Origin of the sequence: Kamptonema formosum PCC 10802 (assembly GCF_000332335.1) — a bacterium.
Classification (GTDB): Bacteria; Cyanobacteriota; Cyanobacteriia; order Cyanobacteriales; family Oscillatoriaceae; genus Oscillatoria.
In genome coordinates, this window is sequence record NZ_KB235948.1 from 5,544,109 (window position 1) to 5,564,583 (window position 20,475).

A 20,475-nucleotide genomic window follows, 5' to 3' on the forward strand; every position below is an offset into this window, starting at 1 on the left:
AGGCGGTTGAGAAAATCACTGCCTGTTAAGCATTTCGGAAATTGCCGGCAATATCTCCTGAGAAACTTGCGCAAGTTGGGCTGCCACCGGCAACTCCGCCAGCGTCGCTTTCAAACTCTTGAATGCCTTCCTCGCCTGATTTTGCAGTAACTCATCTTGGGGAGTGTTCGCCGCATTCACCAATACCCGCACATCCTCTAGCGCATCGGCTTTATCCCTGGAATTCAAGTCAGTGTCAGCCTCCAGCGCTTCTTGGAGTTGAGCTAAGAATTGCAATAGTTCCTTGACACTCGGCTCAAGTGCCGGCACGCCTCGCAACTCTTCCCAAGTCAGGGGAATTTCTGCGGGGTGCTGGCAAATCACCGGCAGCCAACTTGCGCAGGGAAATTCATCCTCAAAGGCGTGCAATTTTTCCCGCGCTTCTCTCACGGAGGCGTACAGGGATTTCCCACCGGCAAAAGCCTTGACAAAATCCTGCAAAAATGCTTCCGCCACGGGATCGGGCACCGGCTCGCGCATGACGATAATTTGGGGGATGCGCAAGTCAGCCAAGTCGCGGGCTAAACCCAAGCCATCACAGGAGTTGAAAATAGCCAGTTTTAATCCCCGCTCAACCGCTGCTCTCAGGGCGTATTTTAACTCCTTTAGCGTCAAGCTATCGGTAGCATTTATATAAATATAGCCGGTGTCCTCTTGGCTGTGACTGTGACCGGCAAAAAACAGGATATCCCAGCCGGCTTCATCCCACAGGTGGACATCTACTTGCCGGCGGGTAGGCTCTGGGAGGAAGGTGGGATCTGCGTCGGGTAACTGGTTGAGCAGCTGCCGGTCTTTTTCTATATCAATGTTAGCACTATTGCCGAGAATTGCCAAGATTCTGACTTTGGTTCTGGGGATGTCTGGGGGAGATTTTTCCGCGCGATCGTATTCGGGGGCGCTCAAGGCGAGTTCGGCTTTGCGGTAATTCTCGAAGAAGTCCCACAGTTGCCAGGGGAGCCGGTGTGCCAGGTTATTTTCAGTTTGAAGGATAAGGCGAATTTCCTCAGAGGGGTCGAGTTTGCGCAGCAGGACATCTTTGATGGGGCGAAATTCCTCTGAGTTCAGCCAGGAGTTGAGGCTGTCAGTCAAAATTTGGGCAGATTCGCGACAGTCTTCTCTGGGGGAAAAGTTGGTTTTTTGTGAGGATGAGATGGATATTCGCCAAAATTTGTCCAGGTTGCGATAGATTGATTGCCAGTGGGTGTGGGTTTCGGGAATTTCTGGGGCTGGGGGTAACTGGCCTTTCTTTTGTGTGGAGGGGAAAGCCCCCTCTGCGCCAATCTGAAGCGTGACGGGGAAGCCGGTGTTAAAGTCACCTTGACCCAAGTTGAGGATAACTAATTTACCGGAGATAAATTGGCGCTCAGTTAGGGCTTTCGCTTGATAAACGCTAGCCGGTCGGCTTGCTAGGTGCCGGACGACCTCCATCATGTTAGCATTGCTTTGGCGATAGGTGGCAATTTGGTCATCTTTAGCTTTCAGTTCTGCATGATAGCGTTCTTCTAACGCTTTCAGCGCCTCTTGATAGGTTTGAGTGAATTCGCTGTGAATCCTTTCTTTGTCTGTACCGGGAGAAACTCTCACCCTGACCACAACCACGCCATCGCCTTGATTTTCAATGCTCTGGATCTCTAGTTCGGCGTCTTCATTTTCCAGAACTAGCTTGTTAAAGGAATAGGTGAAGGCTTTCCAATCGATCCCATTGCGGAAAATGAAGTCAACAGTATTCAAAACCTCTTGAAAAAGTTTAGTAAAGTCTCCCTGAGCGAATTCCCCACTACTGGGCCGGCGTTCGCGATCGTCGGTTCCCGGTTTGCAGTCTTCCAGAAGGTAGACAAATCGGCAATCGACCCATTCTAGCTGAGTCGTGCTGTCAATATTCCACGTTCCCAAACCGCACGCGCCGGTAAGCTGAGCGTTGGTGAAATCAGTGCCGATCGCCTGAGCTTGGGTAAGGTTGGCCCACTCCAAACAGGCTCCCTGCAAAGTGGCTCCACTGATATCGGCTCCTGTGAGATTGGCATAACGCAGGTCTGCTCCTTTCAGATATGCACCCCTGAGGTTTACGCCCACATAGGATTTGTTGTGGCCATTGCCGGTGACTAGCAGTTCTTGTACAGATAGCTTAACCAGAAGCATTGGATTCTCCGACCCTTCCTGTCTGGATTCGTCAAGCTTTTGTGCGGAAATAAAGCAGGTGTGAGTGAGATTTGCTTCTCTAAAATCTGTGTTTTTGAGAGTGGCGTAGGTGAAGCTACATTGGGTTAAATCAGCTTTACGAAAGCTTGTTCCTCCTGAAGCTGCAAAGTTGACAGCAATCATCCTCATCCAAGCAAAGGAGTTGGCACCGGCTAGTGCCCTTAAGCCAATATAATTAGCAAAAAAACCCAGGATAACAGCCCCAACCACCACTATAATGATGGCCTCAGTCGCATTTAAAATACCGCGCTCAACTAAAACTCTAGCTACCGCACCAGCTACAGCTATGATTCCCGTCAAAGCTGCAGCTATAGCTGAAGGCCCAGCCACAGCAACAGCGCCAGCCATTGCCACAGCTAAAAGGAAAGACAATATCAAAAAAAAGGCCCCGAATATAACTAGAGCCACCACCAAAGCAGACTTTCCAGAAAGAGTTAAAATGACTGCTAACGCAAAAACTACAGTAGCCATGCCAGCAGAAACCAGCGATCCTTTTACAGTTCGATCGCTCACATTTGAGGTATGTTTATAACCCCAAGTTTCTTTAGCTACTGCATACCCTCGCCGGACAACAATAATGATAATAAGAGACAGTATAGCTAGAAAAATTGAGGCAAAAACTACATATTGTTTTACGGTTTCAGGCTTCACGATAACGGCAGCAAAAAGACCTAAAAGCCCAGAGGCAAATCCTAATAGGGTGGTTATTATAAATGACACTCCTAACAAAAAAAATGCCCGATAGCGTTGCAGTCCAGCTTTGGCATGGCTGAAGTTTGCCCCTCTGAGGGTCGCGTTAGTGAAATTAGCGCTTCGGATGTCGGCATGGCTGAAGTTTGCACCCAGGAGATTAGCGTTAGTGAAGTCAGCCCCTTGGATATCGGAGTGCGAGAAGTCAGCACCCGTGAGGTCTTTCCCTCTGAAGTTCCCACCTTTGAGATTTTGTCGGGAGTAGTTTTCAGGCATGGCTTGGGATTTTGGACTTTCTCTTTTAGATAAACTTTACCCTAAATTGCGTATATGCTTCCAGTCAGCTCTAAGGCAAACGAATCTGACTCATTTAAGTTTACCAGCCTTGTGATCAGCTTCCAAACGTTCGCACTCCTCATAGTACGCTGCAATATCCGCGTCAATTGCATCTTTGTTCGCGTAATAGTAGGCCAAGGCTGCATAAACTTGGGCTAAGTTCAAATGCGGATATTCGGCGACGAGTTGTTCTGCACTCATGCCCCCATTGTGGTAAATTGCAATGGCCTCGACGGACATTCTAGTCCCCGCAATTCGCGGACGCCCACCACAGGTATCGGGCGTGCTGACTATCAGTGTCCCGATGTCGGTGACAGTTGACATATTGACCTCCCTAGACTTATCTCACAGTATAACATGACCGCAATTCGCCGCTACCCATCCCCCACCGGCTAAATCAGAAAATATTCTGTAACACCGGCATCTCCCAGAGCCACTCGAACAGCAAACCGCTCGCCCGGATTCCCACTCAATTTCAATTGAATGCAGGCATCCGCACGGTTGGCTGTAACTGGCCAAACACTTTTGCCAGATTCATCCAGCAAGATAAGTTGCAGTTGGGGTGGCAAATATACTTTGTCTCCAGTTGGATACACCCGCAAGAGAATGTAAACCATTACGGCTTTTTGAATCAGCGCCACAGTTAGCGCCACCGGCTCGCCCGCCGGTTGGCCCAAGTCAATCAGCTTCGCCCTTCTCATACCGGCTGCTGGATTATCGGGGTCGATTCGCCACAAGCTCTCTGCCGCTGTCCACAGCGTTTCCTCATCCTCAGTCGCGGACAAAACCTGAATCAGGGCATTAATCGCCTCGGAATTGCCGGTGCCGGTTTCCCCTAACTTTTGGGCAGCTTGCCGGCGCTGTGTCTCATTCCGGCTAGAAGACAGCTGGTTAATCAGGGCAGCGATTTCTTGCGAATTCCCAGGGAGAGCTTCTCCAGCACCGGCACCCTTCCTAAAGCTAAATGCCGGTTTGGCACCTTGTGCGTTCAAAAGTCCTGCAACCGTATCCCAGCCGGCTTCGACAGCCCCGTGAAACCACTGACTCAGATGCACTAAACCTCTTGTAGGGGAGGGGCTGGGGGAGAGGTTTGTCGGGAACTCTTCCGAGATTTCCCGCTCCACTTCCAAAGCCATCTCCAATATGGCATCAGTTACCCGAATTGCCTTCAGGTAGGTGCGAGAAGCAGCCACCGGCACTTGCAAGACAGCCGCCCAGTCTTCTTCAAGCCGGTGAAACGCTTGAATTTCTGGCTGCTGTGCCGAAACTGCCCCCACTCGCAGCCCCAGGGACTCGATGTCCTCAACAGCCGGTGGCTGATCAATCAAACCGTGGTAGCAGTCTCCCACATCCAGCAGGACATCATATACATGTCGCGACAGCCGGTGCCCTACGCGGTGGGACAAGTTACAGGCTAGCACCGGCAGCACATGCCAAGTTTCGGCGAGCAAATCTTGGCCCACTCCAGAGACTTGCGAGGGAATCAATATATCCGCGTCGCTCAGCCGGTCTGTTTTCAGAGACAGCAACATCACAGAAACGATGCGCCAGTCCTCATCTGGCTCGACTGCCGGTTCCGGTTCCTTGACAATCATCACATATCGTGGTAAAGAATCGCCATTGAGAAAAGGGCGGGCCGCATCTGGGTAAAGGCGCTGTTGCTCCTCTGGGGAAAATTCCAAAGGACTTCGCACCTGCCGGCTGATTTCCCAGATTTCCCCTGGTCGGATCTGTTCTGGGCCAACCTTTGGCAATTCCAGAGCCACTGATTCGCTGATGTCCATGTTCATACCCCTTTTGTTTTCTTGCCCTACCACTGTGTGTCTGAGCGCTTGCGCCCTTTTCCTCTCCCCTGGCGAATAGCCCGCACTTCTCGCTCTACCTGTTCAAGGGTCAAAAGTCCTAATTCTGCCGCCACTCGTATCGATAACTCTTGCCGGCGCTTGGCGATTTCGGGCTGCTTGACCCCCAACTCTTCTGCCAGTTGGGACTGGTCTTTTTCTTGAACTAGCCCCCGCCACAGCATCAGATAGCCTTTTTTGGGATAGCGCCGGTCAATCGTCTCAATCGCTTCTCGCGCTTTCAAGACCAAATCCCCACGCTCTACTTCATCCCACAAGTCAAAGTCGTCCGCTATGGATTCCCCCAGCGTCATGTCCGTTTCAGGGAGGTGCCGGTCGAGACTCACCAAGCGCCTTCCGCCCAGTTTTCGCTTTTCCCTGCGGACTATATCAATAATGGCATTCTGGGCGACCGCCGCTGCCCAACTGTAAAACTCTCTCGCCCCACCCTGGCGGAAACTTCCGCTTCTCGCCGCTTGTAAGACTTTCAGGTGTGCCTGCTGGGCCGCCTCTTCCCAAGGGACTGAGCCGGTCGCATGCCTGCGGGCGAGTCTGTCAACTCTCTGGAGGTGCATCGGGTGGCTCAATAGCTGCTCGCCAGCTTGGCCATCTCCCAGGAGATAGCGCTCTACCAGTTCTTCTGGGGCCATATATAAACGTACACCCTCCCACGGCGGTTGGCATTGCGGATACCACTCTATTGTAGGACGGGCGAGGCCGGTGAGTGCCGCTGTGTGGCTAGGTTCCAGGGTTTGTGCCGGCTTCGCGCCGGCTGTCAGCAGACGACAGCGGCAAATTTTTTTGGGGGCTTGTGGAATATTCTGGTTTGCCTTGGCGTTGTAGAGAGTAAGGAGGCAAACAGAAGCGCCAAATTTTTTAGGAAATTTTGGAATAATCTGGTTTGCCTTAGCGTTGTAGAGAGTGAAGGCGGCCATAACACCTCTCAAATAGCAGAAAAATAAATGCCGTCAATACCCCGAATAGGAGAAACGCGATGAAATTGAAAAATGCAATTCTATTGCTTGCTGGAACCGCTTTGTTTTCCGGTATGGTGGCAGCTAGTGTTTTGGCGCAACCAGGTTGTGTTGGCAGCCAATGTAACGGACGCGACCCACAAAGTAGTGGGTGTGCCTCGGATGCGAAAACCATAGGAGAGAACAGCACCACTTACTGGGACGGAGTAGGGCGATATACTCTCAGGGTTCAGCTCAGATACTCACCACGCTGTCAGGCTGGTTGGATCATTGCTGACCGTGTAATGAAGGGTTCGCAATTTATCCTTCGCGATGCGAAGTCTAATAATTTGCTCCAATACACAGCTAATGTCAATGGACAGGTTCGCGGCGATATGTCGGGGGAGCGAAACCGAGGATTCCAGGCTTGTGTTAGCCTACCGTCAGGGCAAAATCGTCCGGGAATGTTCTGTACAAATCCTGTTCCGAACCCTTCTTAGTCTCCTGATGTGCAATTTATCACCCACATTCCGCACCCAATACTGGCACAGTAAATCATTTTTACTGCCGTCACCATAACCGCGTTACCCACGGGTAACAAAGTTGATTGACGTGGCTCTGCCTGGGAACGAGAAACTCTCTTCCCTGGCAGTTTGTTTTGCTGATATTAATCTATTGTAGGGCGGGCGAGGCCGGCGATCCAAGGTTTCTGTACCTAGATTTGGCCCATGCTGCCAGCCTCTCAGACAACAGCGGCAAATTTTTTTGGATAATTTTGGAATATTCTGGTTTGCTTTGGCGTTGTAGAGAGTGAAGGCGGCAAGAGCGCGTCGCCACAAGTCAAACCCTTCACAGGGATAGATTCATGTAAGTGCCATGACTGACTATTCTCTCACAGAGTCCCGGAACGATCTGGCTCCATCTGTCACCCCCTACTCCACCGATTTAGGTGCGAGTTTACAGCCGACTGACTTGATTACTCCCAACTCATTCCTCCAAAGTCTCCCTACAGGGAGTGCCGGTCAAAATGCAATTAACATCGATCCTTGGGTATTGAGCATCGACGACAGTCTCATTCTGCTTGACACGCCGTTCGTACCCCACAAGGTTCAGGAATTGACACTGGGCACCGGCAACAGCACAACTCTGCCTGACACATCAACTGTAGATCCGCTCACAGGTCAGACACTATCTGATGGAACGGAAAGTCATTTGTCCTTTTACCCAACTGTGAGTCAAGCTCTGCAATCGGCTCACGGTTATCTCAAGGCGTTGGCGACTGACCCCAATTTCAGTGCCAAGATGAATCTGGCTTTCGGCAATAATTATAATGCCGAAGTAGCTAACAACCTAGTTCAAAAATTTGCCAAAGGCGAGTTTAGTGCGCTGCCAGCAATTGAGATTCTTCCATCAGCCGCCATTAATGAAGCTAAGGGCGCTTTCGCCGCTGTGACCAACACTATTTATCTATCCAGGGAGTTTGTCACCCAAAATGCTTCCAACTCACAGGAGATCGTCTCGGTGCTGCTCGAAGAAATTGGGCACTACATAGACTCACGGATAAATACCTCAGACGCATTAGGAGATGAGGGTGAGCGTTTCTCAGCTTTAGTACGTGGTGCCTCCTTGAATCTGGCAACTTTCTGGGAAGATGATTCGGCAACTATCTCCCTAGGTAACCGAGAGGTAGAAATTGAGCAGGCGTCATACAACAGAGATGCTGCGGTCAGCTACGCTCGCCAATATGCGCTGAACTACCAAAATAATTCAAGCTATGGTACATACTACCCTGGAACCGATCTAGGCGGGGGAGATTGTGCGAATTTTGTATCTAAGTGCTTGAAGGCAGCGGGATTGTTGAGTCAGTCAATCCCCGGAGTCGTCAACTTAGTCGATACTTTGGAAAAGGGAGGACTTGCCACAAGAGTTTACTCGATTAACGATCTTAAACCAGGAGATGTTATTACCTACGATATTCGCACTAATGGGACACCCTACGATCACACCGCCATCTATTTGGGGAATGGAAAAGTGGCATCCCACACCACTGATCGGCTTGATGTCGGTTGGACTCTTGGGCAGCCCGAAAGTCTAATCCGCTTTTTCCGAATTAATGAGGCAAGCGGAGGAGGGGGCACCCGCGAGTTTCAGAGCTTTACTGGCTACGTTGACAGTAACCCAGATACCCGATCGAACGGTGGCATCAACATCCGTTCCGGTCCTGGTTCTGGTTACGCAGTCATAGGCAAACTTAGCATTAACAGCAGCGTCAACTTTGTGGAAATCGAGCGTTCTGGAACCAACCACTACGATTATCTAAGTAAGCAGTATAATGACGATTGGTACAGAATTGCTGGAACAACAAATCAGTGGGTTAGTGGTGCCCACATAACAACCCCGCTAGAGATTAGTCAAAGAGGGCGTTACGGTTGATGGCGATCTAAGTCGGTGGGGTGGGCATTGCCCGCCCTACTACTTTTTGATTGAAAATTTGTCTGAAATATACATGTCCTGCCCTACTCACAAGTTCCCAAGCCAGCCACAGACCTTTCCTGGCAAGCCCTTCCCCCTATTCTACCAGCAACCAATTCTCCACCGGCACCCCCGGAACCCTCAGCATATCCGAATCATTCGACACCAGAACCAACCCCCGCGTTATCGCCGTCGCCGCAATCAAAATATCCGCATCTTGTATCGGTCTGCCCCTTCGTTTTAAATCCGCATGGATTTCGCAAGCTCTCTCAATAATTTCCAGGTCATCCAGGAATAAAAGTGTAACCCTTCGGCAAAACCTGTCAAATTCAGACATTTGCCTGGTAGCACCGGCAGACAAAAGTCCCCTCTTCACCTCATAGTAGCTGACGCAGCTGATAAACACTTCTTCTCCCTGAAGCTCCACCCGCCGCAATTTCTCTCGTATTATTTCATTCTTCTTCAATTGCGCCGAGATGATATTCGTATCCAGCAGATAGCCCATTGCCAACACTATCTCCCTTCCACAGCTGCATCGAACATTTCCATTTGCTCTGGGGTTAGGTCATTTAACATCCCAGACGTAGCCTCTACCATCATCACCCCGTCAACCCTTTTTGTCAGTTGCTCATCCTCCAGAGATAGAAGTTCTTCTGGAGACACCTCCTCTAACAGGTGAGAGAAAATTTGCATGAGTTCATCTTTGTTCAATTTTTCCTGGAATAACTTCTCGCTTTGCAACAAACTGTCAACAATCCCCGATATGCGGGATAAAACAGCATCCTTGCTCACAGCAACTTCAGCCATAACATCCTCCCAATTCTTAAGTTAAAATAAAAGAGGCTCCCTCTAACCGGCGAGCCTCTTTCATTATAACCTATACTTTTTCAACCGCTCTTCCCCCCTCCCCGCGTGCGGGGAGAGGGGTAAGGGGGGTGGGGTTCTTTAACCCAACAGCGCCTGAGCCTTAGCTAGCACATTATCCACCGTGTAGCCAAACTTCTCCAGAGCGACATTACCGGGAGCCGAAACGCCAAAACGATCGATGCTGATCGACGCGCCCTCACCGCCCAAATACCGGCACCAGCCAAAGCTAGAACCGGCTTCCACAGCCAGCCGCTTCGTAACAGCCTTAGGCAGCACAGATTCGCGATAAGCTTCATCTTGCTCGTCAAACAGCTCCCAGCAAGGCATCGAAACAACGCGAACCTTCTTACCCTCAGCGCGCAACTTGTCAGCCGCACTGACACACAGATGGAGTTCGCCACCCGTACCAATCAGAATGATATCAGGCGTGCCCTCGCTATCCGACAGGATGTAAGCGCCCTTAGCGACACCCTCAATAGAACTGCCGGCTAAATTCGGCAAGTTTTGCCGCGACAGCGCCAGCAGCGTCGGGCGAGTGCGGTTTTCAATCCCCACCTTATAAGAGCCAGAAGTTTCATTCCCGTCAGCTGGGCGAATCACCAGCAAATCAGGAATAACCCGCAGAGAGGCGATCGTTTCCACCGGCTGGTGAGTCGGACCGTCTTCACCCAGCGCGATCGAGTCGTGAGTCATCACATAAATCACACCGGCTTCCGACAGCGCAGACAGCCGGATAGCGCCCCGCATGTAATCCGCAAACACCAAGAACGTCGCACAGTAGGGAACCAACCCGCCGTGCAGGGCCATCCCGTTAGCAATCGCCCCCATACCGTGCTCGCGCACCCCAAAGCGCAGGTTGCGCTCGCCATACTGACCCTTTTGGAAGTCCTTAAACTTCTTCAAATAAGTCATATTAGAAGGAGCCAAGTCAGCCGAACCGCCAATCAGCTCGGGAATCACATCCGCCAGAGCGTTCAAGCACTTGCCAGAATGGTTGCGAGTGGCATCGCCCTTATCTGCCGGCGTGTAAGTAGGCAGAACCTTCTCCCAGCCTTCCGGCAACTTGCCGGCAATTAGCCGCTCCAGCTCAGCCGCTTCGGCGGCGTACTCAGCCTTGTACTTGTCGAAAGCCTCATTCCACTCTCCCTCCCACTGAGCGCCGCGCTCGACTGCCTTGCGGAAGTGGTTGAGAGCGTCTTGGGGAACCACGAACGGCTCGTACTCCCAGCCGAGGAACTCGCGAGTGGCCTTCACTTCATCCCCACCCAGGGCTGCGCCGTGGACGCCGTGAGTGTCCCTTTTATTGGGAGAGCCGAAACCGATAATGGTGCGGACTTTAATTAACGATGGCTTGTCGGTCACCTGCTTGGCTTCTTCAATCGCCTTGTGAACCGCATCCAGGTTGGTATCCTCGTCGAGATTAGTGTTGTCTACGGTGATCACGTGCCAGCCGTAGGCTTCAAAGCGCTTGCCCACATCTTCGGTGAAGGACAGATCCGTGTGTCCGTCAATCGAGATGTGGTTGTCGTCGTAGAGGGCAATCAGCTTGCCAAGTCCCAAGTGGCCCGCCAGGGAGCAAGCTTCACCAGAGACGCCTTCCATTTGGCAGCCATCGCCCAGAATCACATAAGTGTAGTGGTCGATGAGGTTGTAACCGGGCTTGTTAAACTTGGCAGCCAGGTGAGCTTCTGCCATTGCCAAACCGACGGCATTGGAAATCCCCTGGCCCAGGGGGCCGGTGGTCACTTCCACCCCTGCAGTCACGAAGTTTTCCGGGTGACCGGGGGTTTTCGACTCCCACTGGCGGAATTGCTTGATGTCCTCGATAGTCACGCTGTCGTAGCCGGTGAGGTGGAGCAGAGCGTACTGCAGCATGCAGCCGTGACCGGCAGACAGGACAAAACGATCGCGGTTGAACCACTTGGGATTTTTGGGGTTAAACCGCATAAACCGATCCCAGAGGACAAACGCCATCGGAGCAGCGCCCATCGGCAGACCGGGGTGACCGGACTTTGCCTTCTCTACGGCGTCAATCGCCAGAAAGCGGATGGAGTTGATGCAGAGTTGTTCGAGTGATTGGGTGGCAACAGGCATTTTTCGTTATCTTGTGTGAGCAACGGTGGCTGGATGGAATCAGCTTCGGTTTCAGCGCTCTGGAATCGCCCTAAAACGTTAACTCCCATCATCCCATTACCGGGATAGATGGGCAAGAATTTCTCATCGGGACTGGAGAATGGGGAATCGGGCATGGCGCATGGCGCATGGGGCATGGGGCATTAGCAATTTCCCCCGCTCCCCCGCTCCCCCGCTCCTTCTAGACGTACTTCTTAAAGACCAGCGTGACGTTGTGACCGCCAAACCCGAAGGAGTTGGACAGCGCCACTTCCACGGTTTGGGCGCGGCTGACATTGGGCACGTAGTCCAAGTCGCAGGCTGGATCGGGATTTTCCAGGTTAATGGTGGGCGGGATTTTATCGTTGGCGACTGCCATCACTGTAGCCACAGCTTCAATGCCCCCAGAACCCCCCAGCAGGTGGCCGGTCATCGACTTGGTGGAGCTAATCGCCACTTTCTGGGCGCTCTCCCCCAAAGCTGTTTTAATCGCGGCGGTTTCTGTTGGGTCGTTGGCGGGGGTGCTGGTGCCGTGGGCGTTGATGTAGCTGATTTGTTCGGGGGTGACACCGGCATCTTTGAGGGCCAGCTGTATGGCCCGTGCGGCTCCCGCCCCACCCGGCACCGGCGAAGTCATGTGATAGGCGTCGCAAGTCATGCCGTAGCCCACCATTTCCGCATAGATGCGGGCACCCCTGCTGAGGGCGTGTTCCAGTTCTTCCAGGATGAGAATGCCGGCACCTTCGCCCATGACAAAGCCATCCCGGTCGCGGTCAAAGGGGCGGCTGGCGTGTGCCGGATCGTCATTGCGCGTCGAAAGCGCCCGCGCCGCTGCGAAACCGGCTACAGACAGGGGAGTCACCGCTGCTTCCGTACCGCCACAAATCATCGCCTGGGCGTAGCCGCCCTGGATCAGGCGAAAGGCATCGCCCACCGCATTCGAGCCGGCGGCGCACGCCGTCACCGAACAGGAGTTTGGCCCCTTAGCTCCCGTGTGAATGGCCGTCAAGCCGGCAGCCATATTGGCGATCATCATGGGAATCATAAAGGGGCTGCAGCGGTCAGGTCCCTTGGTCAGATAGATTTCTTGCTGGTCTTCCAGGACTTTCAGACCGCCGATGCCGGTGCCAATCATCGCCCCCACCTGCTCTGCGTTCAGGTCAGTAATCGCCAACTGGGCGTCCGCGAGCGCCTGTTTGCTTGCTGAAACCGCAAATTGAGCGAAGCGATCCATGCGCTTGGCTTCCTTGCGCTCCAGATAGTCGTGGGGGTCGTATCCCTTCACCTCACCGGCAATCCGGCAAGCGTGTTTCGACGCATCGAAAAGGGATATCAAGCCGATGCCATTGCGCCCGCTCAGCAACCCTTCCCAGTACTCTGCTAGGGTATTGCCAATCGGTGTAATCGCAGCCAGGCCGGTTACAACAACACGTTTTCGTTCCAAATTTGTCATGATTCAGTCCAAGCGGGCCTCAACCGCCCAAAACGCAGAATACAGGTGGAAGGATCTATCGAGAATGAGTGCGCGGTGGAACGTGACTGAAGCTATCCGCCTCCAGCCCGTTTCTGGTGTCAGCTGTCAGGTTGCTGTGCCGGCAGCTCACGCGGGGATTTGGCTGAAGGTATTTCAATTTCCACTTGCCCCGCCCAAACTCCGTTCCTGACAGCCAATCCGCTTGATAGCTCTAGCCTACAGGCTTCTGACTCACTCCTTCACGTGCGGCGGCTTGCTTATTCCTTGCGGTGGGTCTTTATGTAGTCCACAACGTCTTGAACCGTGGTCAGCTTTTCTGCCTCCTCGTCCGGAATTTCCGTCTCAAACTCTTCTTCTAGCGCCATTACCAATTCCACCGTATCTAGGGAATCAGCCTGTAGATCGTCTGCAAAGCTAGCTTGAGGAGTGATTGCACTCTCTTCTACTTCCAGTTGCTCCTTGATAATCTGCTTAACTCTTTCTTCAATGGTACTCATAGTGGTGTCCTTGTTGGGTGGCGCAGCTCCAATGAATAGCTTACTGTTAGTTGTCTTGAACCTAAACCCACTTGCCTTTTACGGTGCCTGTTTCTCCTGGAACGCGACAGTCGCTAAAACTCGCAGGCAGGATTGCGCGGGGCTGGTCGTTTTTTCATCTTACCCCAAAGCGCGATCGCCGAACCGTCAGGTAAACGCTTTTAAAACTGACACTGGCGCTCAGTCAGGCAGGTGGGGTTAAGGAAATCTCAGACATCGCCTCCTGTCTTGCCCCTTGAGATCGCACAGTGCTGACAGCTGGCGGCTTCTGACTCACTACTTTACTGGGGATTCTTCCAGTTTCTTGCTGATATAGTCCACAGCGTCTTGAACCGTGAGAATCTTTTCAGCGGCTTCGTCCGGAATCTCCGTACCAAACTCTTCTTCTAGCGCCATTACCAATTCCACCGTATCCAAGGAATCAGCGTTCAGATCGTCGTTAAACCTGGCTTCAGGTGTGATTTTACTCTCCTCGACTTCTAGCTGTTCCTTGACAATCTCCTTGACCTTTCCCAAAATTTCCTCTTTATTCATACCGATGTCCTCGTTGGATGCTGTAGCCGCTTTTGAAGCCGGCTCGCTGTTGGTTCTCTTTTACGTTAACCCAGTTGCCATTCCCGCTTGTGTCTTTCGGGTCCCGGTCAGTCGCTATAACTCCCGGGCCCTCAACAAGCCGGTCTGGGTGCTTTCCCATCTTATCGGAAAGGGGGAGCGCAACGGCGGTGGACAGACGCCCCCTATTAAATAGCTCAGCTGACACCCCAAGAGGCCAAAAACCGGGGGTTAAAGGAATATGAGAAATCCCCCCCAGTCTCCCTAGCAGCGAGACATCATAGAGAGGGAGTGTCTGTCGCATCTCCCGAAATCCCTTTGGCTGAATCATCAGCACTGACTTACAGCTATGCCATCCCAGACGCTTAAATACGCTTATTTCCCCGGCTGCGTTGCCCAAGGAGCCTGCCGAGAGCTGCACCAGTCCACGCTCGCCCTCACCCAAACCTTGGGGATTGAACTCGTCGAGCTCAAAAAAGCTTCCTGCTGCGGTTCTGGCACGTTTAAGGAAGATTCCCAGCTGCTCGAAGATACTGTCAACGCTCGGAATATCGCTTTGGCAGAGGAGCTGAATCTGCCGCTGCTCACCCATTGCAGCACCTGTCAGGGGGTTATTGGCCATGTGGATGAGCGCCTGAAGGAATTCCAGACGACTAACCCAGCCTATCTTAGCGAGATTAATAGTTTACTCCAAAAACAGGGCTGTTCGCCTTACCGGGGCGCAACAGAGGTTAAACATCTCCTCTGGGCTCTGGTTTCGGATTACGGCCTCCAGGAGATTCAAAACCGCGTCACCCGCAAGTTGAGCGCTCTCAAGTGTGCGGCGTTCTACGGCTGCTACCTGCTGCGGGCCCAAACCCACATGCCCTATGACGACCCCTACAAACCCGAATCTATGGAAAATGTCTTCCGGGCTGTTGGGGCGACGCCTGTCTATTACCGGGGGCGCACCCAGTGCTGCGGCTGGCCAATCTCTAGCTATGCCTCCGCCGAATCTTTTCAAATGGCAGGCGCGCACATTCAAGAAGCACTTGACAGCGGGGCAGACTGTATGGTAACGCCTTGCCCGCTGTGCCACCTCAACCTCGACTCGCGCCAGCCAGAAGTGGAAAAGGCAATGGGGCGCAAGTTGGGGCTGCCGGTGCTGCACCTGCCCCAGCTGGTTGCCCTCGCCCTGGGGGCTGACCCGAAACAGCTCGGACTCGACCGGCACGTTGTCCCCACGAAGCCGGTGCTGCAAAAACTGGGCCTGTAAGGGCATGGCGGCGGGCCAGACGGCTGTAACGTTTTTCTTATTCGTGAGGTGCGCAGAAACCGGGTTTCCAAAAGAAACCCGGTTTCTGGGGCGTAATTTGAGATGCCCGAGCGAGACAAAATCCCAAATCCCAAATCCAAAATCCCAGTACGCCCGACCGGCTTGCTGCTGGGTGTCCTGCTGCTTGCCTTTGGCCTGCTGCTGTGTGCCGCTTTCAATCCCAGTGCGGTTCAGTCCGAGTCTGTGGCCATCCACACGGATGCCGGCGGGCAGCTGGTCGCACGCCTGTACACCCCGAAAACCGCCCCCGCCCCACACCCGGTGATGGTTCTCTGCCACGGTGTCAGCGCCAGCAAGGAGGTGATGTCCCCACTGGCTGCCGAACTCGCCCGTCACGGCATTGCGGCGATTGCCTTCGACTTCAGCGGTTTCGGGGAATCAGCCCGCCGGGGCGCTCAGCCTTTCGCAACCCAAAATACTGACAGTATTGATGGGAGTAACCGGGCTGATGCCCGAGCGGTGCTGGATTACCTGCGGGCTAACCCGCAACGCTTCGATCTCCGCCGCCAAGGCATCGCCGGTCACTCTCTGGGAGCCCGGACGGCTTTGGAACTGGCCCAAGCTGACCCGCAGCTGCGAGCGACCATCATGCTGGGAATGAGTGGCATTGCCAGCCCCACTGTCCCGAAAAATCTCTTCGCCGGCGTCGGGCTCTACGAGCAGCTGAATCCTCCCCAGGAAGCCCGCACTATGATACAGCAGGCCACCGGCACCAGCCCCAGCAACTTTGCCGCCGGCACCGCCCGCATGCTGGCTGTCTCTCCCACCGCCGATCACCTCACCGCACCCTACGACCCGTTTTTGCTCCGGCAAGCCGTCAGGTGGGCCCAACTCGCTCTCGATGTGCCCTCTGGAAATCTGCCGCCGGTCGTTCCTTGGTACATTTTGGGCCTGCTCCTGACGCAGGCCGGCGGCTTGGCCACCGGCGTTTTTATGTTCTTGCGGGCGGGTGCGCCGGTGGTGCACCCGCAAGCCCGCCAGCTCTACCGGGGCTGTGCTGTCTTTGTCATCGTGGCCCTCGCCAGCGCTGTTTGGGGGCTGGGCAGCACTGGGGCCGGCCCGTCTAGGGGGGCCAGCACTGTGCTGCTGTTCTGCTTGGCCCTGCTTGTGGTGACGAATTACGCCCTGCGCTCCCCTGAGAAATTTCCCCCAGCTGTTCGGGTTTTCGCTCTTTACAGTATTGTCTGTCTGGAGATTTTCGCCCTGCCGGCTTTACTTTGCGGCAGCGGCGAAATTCTCGCCCACCCAGCGTATCTTGCCGGTTTGCCCCAATTCCTCCTCCAGTGGCCTGTTTTTCTGCTTTACAACTGCTCTCATCTGGTGAAACTGGCTTTTTTTCCGGCTTACAGTCTGAAGCTGCAGTTCAGCTGGCTGTTTTTGAGCCTGATGTGGCTGGAGGTAATCTGGCCTGGAATGATTTTAACGGGTTTGGAGAGCGCTGCGGTTAAAGCTGTGTCGCAATTGCGCCGCCCCCTGCGTCTCACCGGCACCGGCAGGATTTCCCGGCGGCTGGGTGCGCTCCTCGCTGTGCTGGTGCTGCTGCTGGTGGGGATTTTGTACCTGCGATTTCAGCAGGGGGTGCTGTCTGTGGCGGCGAGTAATGTGGCGCTGACCCTGCAGATGGTTGGCCAGATGCTGCTGCTGCCGGTGGTGGCGATTGTTTTTGTCGTGCGTTCGGGCTGGTTCCGGCGCTTGGAACGCCGGTGCTTGAGATGATTTACGTTTGTTTAGTTTTTTTAATTTATTTGAACCGCCAAGACGCCAAGAGCGCCAAGAATAAGAATAAAGTGAGTTATTTCGGCGGAGTTTTGACCGGTAGATGGCGGTTGGGGTCTGGCGAAAGGGGTGTGGGCTGGTGGGCTGTCCTGGGACGGCCCACAGGAAAAATGTTAAGCTATTTGAAGATTTGCTGCCTTTTGTAGGAGGGTACTAAGGCTCTACGATAAACTAAGCTTTGATTTTTGAAGTAGGCCGCCTGTTGTGAAGCGCGGCACAGCGGTACGCAGTGCGGTTAAATCTGCACGCCCGCACAGACTGCCCACATCTTGTACCTCCACTGGAGCCTTAATATCATGTCTCATTCAGTTAAAATCTATGACACCTGCATTGGCTGCACCCAGTGCGTCCGCGCTTGCCCGACAGACGTTCTGGAGATGGTGCCCTGGGATGGCTGCAAAGCTGGCCAGATTGCTTCATCCCCGCGCACGGAAGACTGTGTGGGTTGCAAGCGGTGTGAGACTGCCTGTCCTACAGACTTTCTGAGCATCCGGGTTTACCTGGGCGCTGAAACGACCCGCAGTATGGCTCTGTCTTACTAGGCAACCCGCAAGACAGATCCGCACCAGGAAATAGGCAGCGATCTCGGTCTGTCTTGCAGCCTCAAGCGGCAGAAAGGACTTTTAGCCTGCTGTTGCTTGGGCTGCAAGGCAGCTTCCCCCTTGGGAGCCCGGAAGCTTCTTGACGTTTTCCTGATAGCCAATTAGGTTGTAGCAAGTAGATTCTTGTCATCACAGTTCCTTTTCAGATGGACAATCACAGACAGAGCGATTGGCACCCTACTGGGGGGAAAGAGCGACGCTTGTGCCTTCCCCCCAGTATGAGGGGAACACAGGCGCTATCTGCGCTGAGAATGTACTGCCAGACATCCCCTATCCCTCTTGACCCTTAAGTCACAGGGATGACTTTTTGTCGGAATTGGGATAAGATCCCAATTTTTAAGTGGGTTGTGAGGGCTAGAAGTCCGAACGCCCATCTACATTCTAGTCAATCAGCGTCTATTACTGTCTGCTCTGAGAAGGAAGTTTGACAATACTCGATGGAGTTGTGTTATAGATGTGCGGAATCGTTGGCTATATAGGCACCCGACCGGCAAGTGAGATTTTGCTGGCAGGGTTGGAGAAACTGGAGTATCGGGGTTACGATTCGGCTGGCCTCGCTACGGTGTGGGAGGGTGAAGTTCATTGCGTGCGGGCGAAAGGGAAGCTCCACAACCTGCGAGAAAAGCTGGCCGGTATGGAAACTCCAGCCCAAATAGGCATTGGGCACACGCGCTGGGCGACGCACGGCAAGCCGGCGGAGTACAACGCCCACCCCCACATGGATACGGCGAAGCGAGTGGCGGTGGTGCAAAATGGCATCATTGAAAACTACCGCGAGTTGCGGGAGGCGCTCAAAGCGCGGGGGCACGAGTTTCGCTCGGATACGGATACGGAAGTTATCCCCCACCTGATTGCTGACTTTTTATCTGTGTCCTCAGAGCCGTCTGCGCCGTTCTCCCCTTCTGCTTTTTTGGAGGCGGTGCGCAAGGCGGTTAATGAATTGCAGGGGGCGTTTGCCATTGCTGTGATCTGCGCGGACTGCCCGGATGAGTTAATTGTGGCCCGACAGCAAGCCCCGCTGGTGATTGGGTTTGGCCAAGGTGAGTTTTTCTGCGCCTCGGACACACCGGCTCTGGTGCCCCACACCCGCGCGGTTCTGCCCCTGGAAAATGGGGAGCTGGCGCGGCTGACGCCGCTAGGGGTTGAGGTGTATAATTTCTCGGGCAGCCGGCTGAAGAAATATCCCCGCACCCTGAGCTGGAACCCGGTGCAGGTGGAGAAACAGGGTTTCAAGCACTTCATGCTCAAGGAAATCTACGAGCAGCCGGGAGTGGTGCGAGCCAGTTTAGAGGCTTATTTGAACAGTGACTGGCACGCTGGGGCGGCGGCAGGAGATGGCCCACCGGCAGCCGGGCCGGTGAATCTGGGGCTCCCCGATCAGCTGTATGCGGATTTGGAAAGTGTTCAAATTCTCGCCTGCGGCACGAGCTGGCACGCGGGTTTGGTGGGGAAATACCTGCTGGAGCAGCTGGCGGGAATTCCCACGGTGGTGCAGTACGCTTCGGAATTTCGCTACGCACCGGCTCCGATAACTCCGAATACGCTGACGGTTGGGATTAGCCAGTCTGGGGAAACGGCTGACACGCTGGCGGCTCTGTCCATGGAGCTGCAGCGGCGGGAGGGCCACCCGCAGCGCTTTGCGGCGCGACTGCTGGGCATTACGAATCGCCCTGAGTCGTCGCTTGGGCATTTGGTGCCGCACATTATTGACACCCGCGCCGGCATTGAAATTGGCGTGGCGGCGACGAAAACGTTTGTCGCCCAGCTGATGGCGTTTTACTGTTTGGCTCTGGATTTGGCTTACCGGCGCAAAACTGTGCCGGCAGCTCAGCTGGAAAAAATTATCGCCGGTTTGCGCCAGCTGCCCGGGGAAATTGAGCAGGTTCTGGAAAGTCAGGAGCGCTATATTGAGGAGTTGGCTCACGACTTTGGCGAGACGAGGGATTTTATTTTTGTCGGGCGGGGGATTAATTTCCCGATCGCTCTGGAAGGGGCGCTGAAGCTGAAGGAAATCAGCTATATTCATGCAGAGGGGTATCCAGCTGGTGAGATGAAGCACGGGCCGATCGCACTGCTGGATGCCAAGGTGCCGGTGGTTGCGATCGCTATGCCGGGCAGTGTCTGCGAAAAGGTCCTCTCCAATGCGCAGGAGGCTAAGGCGCGGGATTCCCGGCTGATTGGCGTGACATCGCTCAATGGGGGCGAGACGGCTGAGATATTTGAGAATGTGCTGCCGGTGCCGGCAGTCGATGAGTTGCTCTCGCCGGTGGTGACGGTAATTCCGCTGCAATTGCTGGCGTATCACATTGCCGCTCGCCGGGGGCTGGATGTGGATCAGCCCCGGAATTTGGCCAAGTCGGTGACCGTGGAGTAGGTTTGTAGTTGGGCTAATGCCCAAGAGCTTCTCGTTCCCAGTCTCAAACTGGGAACGTAGAGCAGGTTTGTAGTTGGGCTAATGCCCAACAGTTACTTGTTTCTCGTTCCCAGGCGGAGCCTGGGAACGTCTATCTGGAGGCTCTGCCTCCTTTTTTGTTTTTGCCTCCCCCAATTCCAGACTGCGAGGAAACAGAGAAGCCGTCTCGGCAATACGCTTTCGCAGCCCTCTGGTTGGTGGCAAGAGGTGCGTTCTGAAGGATATGGGAAGCCGACGGCTTGTTCTAGGAGCGCCGCACAGTTGCTATAGAATTAGCCACTTAGGTTAGGATGTAGGA

The 20,475-nt window shown here is 53.9% G+C and carries 18 protein-coding genes and 1 pseudogene; 8 read left to right on the forward strand and 11 right to left on the reverse strand.

Annotation, left to right across the window (positions count from 1 at the left end; translation table 11 throughout):
• Window positions 1-15: 15 nt before the first annotated feature.
• On the reverse strand, window positions 16-2,538 hold the full coding sequence (locus OSC10802_RS44775; RefSeq protein ID WP_232731745.1) for a pentapeptide repeat-containing protein: 2,523 nt from the start codon (window positions 2,536-2,538) through the stop codon (window positions 16-18).
• On the opposite strand from OSC10802_RS44775, the gene OSC10802_RS54800 reads away from it, so the two are divergent.
• Window positions 2,525-2,770: a hypothetical protein gene (locus tag OSC10802_RS54800; protein WP_232731746.1), complete on the forward strand. Its 246-nt coding sequence runs from the start codon at window positions 2,525-2,527 to the stop codon at window positions 2,768-2,770. The genes OSC10802_RS44775 and OSC10802_RS54800 overlap by 14 nt on opposite strands.
• 272 nt (window positions 2,771-3,042) lie before the next feature.
• Here the strand turns inward: OSC10802_RS54800 and OSC10802_RS56700 are convergent.
• The 4 genes and pseudogenes from OSC10802_RS56700 to OSC10802_RS47890 all read right to left on the reverse strand — a co-directional run.
• Window positions 3,043-3,204: pseudogene (locus tag OSC10802_RS56700) on the reverse strand (pentapeptide repeat-containing protein); the annotation flags it as partial.
• A gap of 90 nt (window positions 3,205-3,294) precedes the next feature.
• Window positions 3,295-3,588 (reverse strand): DUF433 domain-containing protein, encoded by a 294-nt coding sequence (locus OSC10802_RS0124340; RefSeq protein WP_026098758.1) that lies wholly within the window; start codon window positions 3,586-3,588, stop codon window positions 3,295-3,297.
• 68 nt (window positions 3,589-3,656) lie between these two features.
• Complete coding sequence (locus tag OSC10802_RS45455; RefSeq protein ID WP_017719384.1) at window positions 3,657-5,048, reverse strand: DUF1822 family protein; 1,392 nt, start codon at window positions 5,046-5,048, stop codon at window positions 3,657-3,659.
• Window positions 5,049-5,074: 26 nt separating this feature from the next.
• Window positions 5,075-6,040 (reverse strand): RNA polymerase sigma factor, encoded by a 966-nt coding sequence (locus tag OSC10802_RS47890; protein WP_017719385.1) that lies wholly within the window; start codon window positions 6,038-6,040, stop codon window positions 5,075-5,077.
• A 113-nt stretch (window positions 6,041-6,153) separates the two neighbouring features.
• On the opposite strand from OSC10802_RS47890, the gene OSC10802_RS56705 reads away from it, so the two are divergent.
• Both OSC10802_RS56705 and OSC10802_RS0124365 read left to right on the forward strand, forming a co-directional pair.
• Window positions 6,154-6,558, forward strand: coding sequence for a DUF2690 domain-containing protein (locus OSC10802_RS56705; RefSeq protein WP_369797131.1), 405 nt, complete (start codon window positions 6,154-6,156; stop codon window positions 6,556-6,558).
• Window positions 6,559-6,934: 376 nt separating this feature from the next.
• Window positions 6,935-8,491, forward strand: a complete 1,557-nt coding sequence (locus OSC10802_RS0124365; RefSeq protein WP_017719387.1) for an amidase domain-containing protein — start codon at window positions 6,935-6,937, stop codon at window positions 8,489-8,491.
• 136 nt (window positions 8,492-8,627) lie between these two features.
• Here OSC10802_RS0124365 and OSC10802_RS0124370 read toward each other — a convergent pair whose 3' ends face one another.
• The 4 genes from OSC10802_RS0124370 to fabF all read right to left on the reverse strand — a co-directional run bounded on the left by OSC10802_RS0124370 (window position 8,628) and on the right by fabF (window position 12,962).
• A complete protein-coding gene (locus OSC10802_RS0124370; RefSeq protein ID WP_026098760.1) occupies window positions 8,628-9,035 on the reverse strand; it encodes a type II toxin-antitoxin system VapC family toxin in 408 nt (135 codons plus the stop codon).
• Between the two features lie 8 nt (window positions 9,036-9,043).
• Window positions 9,044-9,337 (reverse strand): hypothetical protein, encoded by a 294-nt coding sequence (locus OSC10802_RS0124375; protein WP_017719389.1) that lies wholly within the window; start codon window positions 9,335-9,337, stop codon window positions 9,044-9,046.
• A gap of 138 nt (window positions 9,338-9,475) precedes the next feature.
• Entirely contained in the window at window positions 9,476-11,491 is a 2,016-nt protein-coding gene (gene tkt / locus OSC10802_RS0124380) for a transketolase (RefSeq protein ID WP_017719390.1), read from the reverse strand.
• Window positions 11,492-11,711: 220 nt separating this feature from the next.
• The gene (fabF, locus tag OSC10802_RS0124385; RefSeq protein WP_017719391.1) at window positions 11,712-12,962 is read right to left on the reverse strand and encodes a beta-ketoacyl-ACP synthase II; all 1,251 of its coding nucleotides are present in this window, start codon (window positions 12,960-12,962) and stop codon (window positions 11,712-11,714) included.
• Here fabF and OSC10802_RS0124390 point away from each other — a divergent pair.
• Window positions 12,961-13,173: a hypothetical protein gene (locus tag OSC10802_RS0124390; RefSeq protein ID WP_017719392.1), complete on the forward strand. Its 213-nt coding sequence runs from the start codon at window positions 12,961-12,963 to the stop codon at window positions 13,171-13,173. The genes fabF and OSC10802_RS0124390 overlap by 2 nt on opposite strands.
• Window positions 13,174-13,240: 67 nt before the next feature.
• Here OSC10802_RS0124390 and acpP (OSC10802_RS0124395) read toward each other — a convergent pair whose 3' ends face one another.
• Both acpP (OSC10802_RS0124395) and acpP (OSC10802_RS0124400) read right to left on the reverse strand, forming a co-directional pair.
• Complete coding sequence (gene acpP, locus OSC10802_RS0124395) at window positions 13,241-13,480, reverse strand: acyl carrier protein (RefSeq protein ID WP_017719393.1); 240 nt, start codon at window positions 13,478-13,480, stop codon at window positions 13,241-13,243.
• Window positions 13,481-13,795: 315 nt separating this feature from the next.
• A complete protein-coding gene (gene acpP, locus OSC10802_RS0124400) occupies window positions 13,796-14,053 on the reverse strand; it encodes an acyl carrier protein (protein WP_017719394.1) in 258 nt (85 codons plus the stop codon).
• 367 nt (window positions 14,054-14,420) lie between these two features.
• On the opposite strand from acpP (OSC10802_RS0124400), the gene OSC10802_RS0124410 reads away from it, so the two are divergent.
• The 4 genes from OSC10802_RS0124410 to glmS all read left to right on the forward strand — a co-directional run bounded on the left by OSC10802_RS0124410 (window position 14,421) and on the right by glmS (window position 20,138).
• Window positions 14,421-15,326 carry a CoB--CoM heterodisulfide reductase iron-sulfur subunit B family protein gene (locus OSC10802_RS0124410; RefSeq protein ID WP_017719396.1) on the forward strand — a complete coding sequence of 302 codons (906 nt, stop codon included), beginning with the start codon at window positions 14,421-14,423 and terminating at the stop codon, window positions 15,324-15,326.
• A gap of 102 nt (window positions 15,327-15,428) precedes the next feature.
• Window positions 15,429-17,102 carry an alpha/beta hydrolase gene (locus tag OSC10802_RS0124415; protein ID WP_017719397.1) on the forward strand — a complete coding sequence of 558 codons (1,674 nt, stop codon included), beginning with the start codon at window positions 15,429-15,431 and terminating at the stop codon, window positions 17,100-17,102.
• 356 nt (window positions 17,103-17,458) lie between these two features.
• Window positions 17,459-17,704 carry a photosystem I iron-sulfur center protein PsaC gene (gene psaC, locus OSC10802_RS0124425; protein ID WP_017719399.1) on the forward strand — a complete coding sequence of 82 codons (246 nt, stop codon included), beginning with the start codon at window positions 17,459-17,461 and terminating at the stop codon, window positions 17,702-17,704.
• Window positions 17,705-18,218: 514 nt separating this feature from the next.
• Complete coding sequence (gene glmS / locus OSC10802_RS0124430) at window positions 18,219-20,138, forward strand: glutamine--fructose-6-phosphate transaminase (isomerizing) (RefSeq protein WP_017719400.1); 1,920 nt, start codon at window positions 18,219-18,221, stop codon at window positions 20,136-20,138.
• Window positions 20,139-20,475 lie beyond the last annotated feature (337 nt).